Here is a 6,584-nt window from a genome sequence, read left to right on the forward strand (position 1 = left end):
CTCGTACATCGGCACATTGCGGTTCATCGCGATGTGGCGCACCGGCACGCCGTCGGCCAGCAGGGCCTCCTCGAAGGAGAAGGAGCAGCCGATCAGGAAGGCGACGAAATCGTCCTGCCACAGGTCGGCGATGTCGGTCGGCTCGGCCGAGAGCACACCGTCGCGGTAGACGCGGTAACGCGGCACATCGGTGCGGATGTCGATGTCATGGCCCAACGTCGGCAGGCGCGGATCGCCGACCTCCGACACCGCCAGCAGCGGACAGGGCCGCGGGTTCGCCTGGCAGAAGCGCAGGAAGTCACCGGCCCAGTCCGCCGGCAGGATGGCGAGGTTGGCCTGGACATGGCCGGGGGCGAGACCGGCGGTCTGGCCGCTGTTGGCACCGCTGCGGATCCGCAGGCGCTCGGCGGCGGCGGTGAGGGGAGTGGTCGTCATGGGGATGGTCCGGAAAAGGATGAGGAGGAATGGCGTTCGTCGAGGGAAAGGTCTTCACATGCCCAGATAGGCCTGCCGCACCTCGTCGTTGCCGAGCAGGTCCTGGCCGCTGCCTTCCATCACGACGCGGCCGGTCTGGATGACATAGCCGCGGTCGGCGATCTCCAGCGCGCGGTGGACGTTCTGCTCGACCAGCAGCACGGTGATGCCGCGCTGGCGGATCAGTTGGATGGTCTCGAAGATGCGGGTCACCAGCTTGGGGGCGACGCCCCAGGACGGCTCGTCCAGCATCAGCAGGTCGGGCTGGCTCATCAGGCCGCGGCACATCGCCAGCATCTGCTGTTCGCCGCCCGACAGGGTGCCGGCCTGCTGGCGGCGGCGTTCACCGAGCACGGTGAAAGTGTCGTAAGCGAATTGGAGCGTTTGCTCGCGTTTGGGCGCATCGCTGGTGGTGGAGCCGCCAAGCATCAGGTTCTGTTTCACCCGTCAGCGCGGGAACAGCGGCGGCCTTCCGGCACCAGCACCAGCCCGCGCTTCACCCGCTCATGGGCGGGCACGGCGGAGATGTCCTGGCCCTTCAGCAGGACCGACCCGCCGTCCAGGGCATTCAGCCCGGCGACGGCACGCAGGGTGGTGGACTTGCCGTTGCCGTTGCCGCCGACCAGGGCGACGATCTCCCCCCGGTTCAGCGTCAGGCTGACATCGCGGATGGCGGGGACGCGGCGGTAGCTGGACTGGATGTTGCGGACCTGCAGCATCGCCTCGCCCACGGGGGCTGGAGTGAGGGCGACGGGGCGGACGGGTTCGGACAGCGTCGGTTGCAGCATCGTCTCATTCCCCCAGATAGGCGGCGATGACAGCCGGGTTCTCGGCGATCTCCGCCGGGGTGCCGTCGGCGATCTTCGCACCATAATCCAGCACGAGCATCCGGTGGGCGATGGGCATGATGCCCTCCATCACATGTTCAACGATGATGCTGGCGATGCCGCGCTGGTGGATGCGGTGGACCAGGGCAGAGGCCTCGCGCACCTCGGTCGGGTTCAGGCCGGCCATCACCTCGTCCAGCAGGATCAGCTTCGGTTCGGTGGCGAGCGCACGGGCGACCTCCAGCCGCTTCTGTTCCGACACCGTCAGGTCGGACGCCGGGGTGCCCGCCCGGTGCGACAGGCCGACGAAGGCCAGTTCCTCCTCCGCCCGGTCACGGGCTTCGGCAACCCGCTTGTTGCGCAGCATGGCGCCGACCATCACGTTCTCCAGCGCCGTCATCGACTGGAAGACGCGGACGATCTGGAAGGTGCGGGCGATGCCCAGCGCCGCCGCCGCTTCCGGCGTGGAGCCAGTGATGTCATGGCCTTCGAAGGCGATGCGGCCGGTGGTGGGGGTGTGGAAGCCGGCGAGGCAGTTGAACAGGGTGGTCTTGCCGGCGCCGTTCGGGCCGATCAGCCCGATGATCTCGCCATGATGGACGACGAAGCTGATGTCGCGGTTGGCGATCAGACCGTCGAAGGCCTTGCCCAGGCCGTCCACGGCAAGCAGGGGGGCGGTGTTCACGGGCGGATCTCCATCTTCTCGGTCTTGACCTCGGCCGGCTTGGTGCCGGGCAGATGGCGACCCAAGTGGCGATGCAGGTCGCCCAGCAGGCCCAACACGCCGGACGGGCTGAACACGGCGACCAGGATGATCATGGCGGCGTAGATGATCATGTCGGTGCCGGAACCGGTGCTGCCGAACAGGGTGCGGCTGTACTCCTCGATGGTGATCAGGATGACCGCCCCCAGCACCGGACCGGTCAGCCGGCCGACCCCGCCGAGGATGGCGATCAGCGCGATCTTGATCGATATCGTCCCGGCGAACACGGACCCCGGATCGATGAACATCTCCTTCTGGGCGTAGAAACTGCCGCCCAGCGCCGTCAGGAAGGCCGACACCGAGAGCGCGATCAGCTTGTAGCGGGTCAGGCTGACGCCCAGGGCACGGGCAGCCTCCGGCTCGTCCTTGATGGCGCGGAAATAATAGCCGATGTGGCTGCGCTCGATCAGCCAGGACACCAGCACCGTCAGCACCAGCAGGCCGAGGATGACGTAGTAGTAGGGCAGCTTCGACAGGAAGATCAGCCAGCCCCAGCCATTGCGGTCCATTGGCAGATAGAGGCCGACGGCCCCCTCCAGGGCGTCGCTGTTGGTGACCAGGATCTGCACGATCTCTGCCACCGCGATGGTCGCCATGGCGAAATAATGCCCCTTCAGCCGGAAGCAGGGCCAGCCCATGGCGATCGCGAAGATCGCCGCCAGAAGACCGCCGGCCAGGGCGCCGATCCAGGGCGTCAGGCCAAGCGTTGTCAGCAGCATGGTCGAGGTGTAGGCGCCGATCCCGTAGAACACCGCATGGCCGAGCGAGACCTGACCGGCATAGCCGCCGACGATGTTCCAGGCGACGCCCATCTGGGCGCCCATCAGGATCAGGATCAGGAAATTCTGCTGCGACGGCTCGGTGATCGCCAGCGGCAGGACGGCGGCAAGCGCCAGCAGTGCGGCGGTGCCCATTGCTTTACGGGAGATGGGCGCCTTGCGGGAGGAGGTGGTTCCGGTCGTCATCAGGCTTTCCCCAGCAGGCCGCGCGGACGCACCAGCAGCACGATCAGCAGCAGCGACAGCACAATGGCGGTCTTGTATTCCGGGCCGACCAGGAAGCCGCCCAGCACCTCGATCAGACCGACGATGATGCCGGCCAGGAAGGCGCCGGTGACGCTGCCGAAGCCGCCCAGCACGACCACCACGAAGGCGATCAGGATGAAGTTCGACCCCACCTCCGGGAAGATCGGGAAGAAGGTGGCGATCAGCCCGCCGGCCAGACCGGCGCAGGCGGCGCCGATGCCCCAGGCGAGCGCGAACATCTTCTGCCCGTCGATGCCCATCAGGGTCGCCGCCTCACGGTCGATGGCGGTGGCCTCCAGAGCAGTGCCGAGGCGGGTGCGGTGGAGAAACAGCCATAGGGCGCCGGTGACGCCGACCGCACCCAGGGCGGCGACGAATTGCGGCAGGCCGAACTGGACGGGGCCGAGCGCGATGTTGCCGCTGACCAGGCTGTGCGGGATCAGCCGATGGTCCGGCTTCCAGAAGAACTGGGCCAGACCGCGCAGCAGGATCATCAGGCCGAAGGTCGCGAAGATCTGCGACAGCATCGGCGCCTTCAGGATGCGGCGGATCACCGTCTGGTAGACGATGACACCGACCGCGAACAGCAGCAGCGCGGTCAGGGGAAGCGCCACGATGGGATCGATGGCGAAGAGGGCGAAGGCCCAGAAGCTGGCATACATGCCGAGCATCAGGAATTCGCCATGGGCGAAATTGACGATGTCCATCACGCCGAAGATCAGCGTCAGGCCGACCGCGACCAGGGCATAGATCAGCCCGATCAGCAGGCCCGAAACGAGCACTTGGATGAGAATGTCTGCGGTCATAGCAGCACCCCTTTTGCGGTCAGGGTGGGCCGGAGGATCTGTGCGGGAAAATCCCCTTCCCCATCCGGGACAGGGTGGCGCCCAGGGCGCCGGGCAGGAGGTGCATCGTGGATCGAAGCGCGGGACCGACGGTGCATCTCCGGAGCCCTACCCGCCGCAAAAGCGGCGGGTTCCCCCGTTTCCGGAAAGGGAAAGGGTAGGCAGCAGTCCGTTGAGAGAAGCGGTGGTCAGCGGCCGTCCCAGGCCGGCATCGGGTAGACGACCGGCTTGGTCGCCACGTCGAACGGCCACACCGTCACATACTGTCCGCCCTGGACCTGGACGATGATGCCCTGGCCCAGCTCGTTCTGGCCGTTGGCGTCGAACTTGACGCCCTTCCACGGCATGATCAGGCCGCTGGCCGGGATGTCGGTCTTCTGAAGCGCCTCGCGGATCGCATCCGGCTTGGTCGAACCGGCGCGGTTCAGCGCGTCGGCCAGCACGGCGATGCCGGTGAAGGCGCGGGCCGAATTGCCGTTGAAGTTCACGCCCGCGCGCTGCTGCATCAGGTCGTTGACCTGTTTGATCAGCGGGTTGCGTTCGGCCTGATCGAGCGCCCAGACCTCGCGGCTGATGACGAACTCGCCATCCTTGCCCATGGTCTTCAGGAACTCGCTGTCGTTGAAGCCGGCATCGTTGGCCAGCAGCATCTTCGGCGAGAAGCCCAGCTCCTTGTAGGTCTTCATCGACAGGATGGCGTCGCCGAGATAGCTGGACTGCATGATCACCGCCGGGGCGGCAGCCTTGATGCGTTGCACCTCCGACGTCATCTGCGTCGTCTTGGCCGGGTAGAGGATCTTCTCGGCGATGGTGAACTTCTGCTCCTCCGCCAGCTTCACCTGCAGCTTGGTCGTCTCGTTGCCCCACAGCGTGTTTTCGTTGAACAGCGCGATGCTGCGCAGCTTGTCGCCGGTCTTCTTCTCCATGTCGCCGAGGAAGGTGAAGAAGTTGCCGACGAACAGGTCGTCATGCGGGGTGGTGCGGAAGAACCATTTGAACTTGCGCTGGGTCAGCGAAGCCGAGGAGGATTCGCCGTTCAGGAACGGCACGCCGTACCGTTCGGCGACCTGGCTGGCGGTGGCGGTGACGTTGGAGAAATAGGCCCCGGTCAGCGCCACGACCTTTTCGCTGGTGATCAGCCGCTCGGCCTCGGTGGCGCCGACCTGCGGGTTGCCTTGATGGTCGCCGAAGATCAGCTTGATCTTGGCCCCCTTCAGGTTCGGCAGGCCGATGCCGGCGACCAGACCGGGCGGAGCGGGGATTTCCTTGTTGACGATGGCGGCGGCCAGTTCGGCGGCGGCCTTCAGTTCGACGCCGGTGGAGGCGGCGGCACCGGTCAGCGGATAGATCACGCCGATGCGGATCTCGTCCTCGGCATGGGCCGGAGTGGCACCGAAGCCGATGCCGGTCAGCGCGGTCGTGGTCAGCAGGGCAGCCGCGGCAAGCATGCGCTTGATCGTCTGGCGCCGGGTGGGGGCGTTGGCCGTGGCCATGGACGTGGGCGTGCGGGTGGGTTCGGTGATCGCTGCCGCGAACCGCATCGTGAATCTCCTCTGTTCAGTGCCTTGGTGGCTTGCGGCGCGTGCCTTTGCGGCTGTTTGGTGCGCCTCTGACAGGATGATGACACCAACAGTCTCAGGTGCGTCCAATCGTAAGTTTTGATCTGGATTGATAAGCTGCGGCGATCAATCGCTTGCTAATGCGTGCCGGCTCATTCCGCGACGCCCGGAGCCTGGTTGCCGGTCGTCGCCTCATACTCGGCGGCCACTGCGGCGGCCAGATCGGCGACAACCGACGCCATATGGTTCTCCGCCGTGGCGGAATGGGCGGCGCAGAAGGTCATCCCCGGCAAGGGCGATTGCGCCCGGACCAGCCGCAGCCGGCCTTCCGCCAGCTCGCGCTGGACGATCACCGTCGGGATCACGCTGACGCCGACCGCATCCACCGCCATGCGGACGACGCTGGCGAGCGAACTGTTGCCGAACATCCGCACCTGCAATCCGACGGAGGAGAACATCTCGCGGATCACGCCATAGGGCTGGGTGGTGCGGGAGAAGGTGATGATCGGCCATGCCGCCAGATCGCGCAGCAAGACCGGTTCCTCGGGCAGGGGCAGCGTCGGGCTGGCCACCCAGCCCAGCGGGTAGTTCCCGACCGGAACCGACCGGAACCGCACGTCGGTGTAGGAGGCCAGCATCACCGCCACGTCCAGCTCATGCCGGGCGAGCGCGTCGCGCATGCTGGGGGAGGTCTCGACCTCGATCTCCAGCGACACGGCAGGATAGAAGGCGTTCAGCCGTTCGATCAGCTGGCTGAGCCAGGTGTGGACCACAGTCTCCGCCACCCCCAGCCGGATGACGCCGCGAATGGCGCTGCGGTCCGCCACCGCGGTCAACAGCTCGGACCGCAGCGCCATCATCTTCTCGGCATAGGTCAGCAGGACCATCGCCTGGGGCGTCGGCGCCACCCGCCGGCCGACCCGCTCGAACAGGACGACGCCCAACTCGTCCTGGAGCTGGGCGATGCGGGCCGAGATCGCCGGTTGCGTGGTGTTCAACCGCTCCGCCGCCCGGCGGAAGCCGCCGAGCCGCATTGTCCAGATGAAGGTCTCCAGCGACTTCAGGTCCAGCATGCCTCACCCATCCCGTGC

General features: G+C 66.6%; 8 protein-coding genes. All 8 read right to left on the reverse strand.

From position 1 onward, the window contains the following. Positions 1-435, reverse strand: a 435-nt coding sequence (locus tag I71_RS04455) for a D-glutamate cyclase family protein (protein WP_042691180.1), incomplete at its 3' end; no start/stop codon positions are given. A gap of 54 nt (positions 436-489) precedes the next feature. After that, positions 490-903, reverse strand: coding sequence for an ABC transporter ATP-binding protein (locus I71_RS40485; protein WP_280109847.1), 414 nt, complete (start codon positions 901-903; stop codon positions 490-492). 11 nt (positions 904-914) lie between these two features. Then, positions 915-1,262, reverse strand: coding sequence for an ATP-binding cassette domain-containing protein (locus I71_RS40490; protein WP_280109848.1), 348 nt, complete (start codon positions 1,260-1,262; stop codon positions 915-917). A gap of 4 nt (positions 1,263-1,266) precedes the next feature. Further along, a complete protein-coding gene (locus I71_RS04465; RefSeq protein WP_244433627.1) occupies positions 1,267-1,986 on the reverse strand; it encodes an ABC transporter ATP-binding protein in 720 nt (239 codons plus the stop codon). Continuing rightward, positions 1,983-3,029: a branched-chain amino acid ABC transporter permease gene (locus I71_RS04470; protein WP_042691174.1), complete on the reverse strand. Its 1,047-nt coding sequence runs from the start codon at positions 3,027-3,029 to the stop codon at positions 1,983-1,985. Before I71_RS04470 ends, I71_RS04465 begins: the two co-directional genes overlap by 4 nt. Then, positions 3,029-3,895 (reverse strand): branched-chain amino acid ABC transporter permease, encoded by an 867-nt coding sequence (locus tag I71_RS04475; RefSeq protein ID WP_042691176.1) that lies wholly within the window; start codon positions 3,893-3,895, stop codon positions 3,029-3,031. The genes I71_RS04470 and I71_RS04475 overlap by 1 nt, the downstream gene beginning before the upstream one ends. A gap of 227 nt (positions 3,896-4,122) precedes the next feature. Next, entirely contained in the window at positions 4,123-5,475 is a 1,353-nt protein-coding gene (locus I71_RS04480; protein WP_199902108.1) for an ABC transporter substrate-binding protein, read from the reverse strand. A 170-nt stretch (positions 5,476-5,645) separates the two neighbouring features. Then, positions 5,646-6,566, reverse strand: coding sequence for a LysR family transcriptional regulator (locus I71_RS04485; protein WP_042691178.1), 921 nt, complete (start codon positions 6,564-6,566; stop codon positions 5,646-5,648). Positions 6,567-6,584 lie beyond the last annotated feature (18 nt).

The sequence above is a fragment of the Azospirillum sp. B506 genome, assembly GCF_000333595.1.
GTDB lineage: Bacteria > Pseudomonadota > Alphaproteobacteria > Azospirillales > Azospirillaceae > Azospirillum.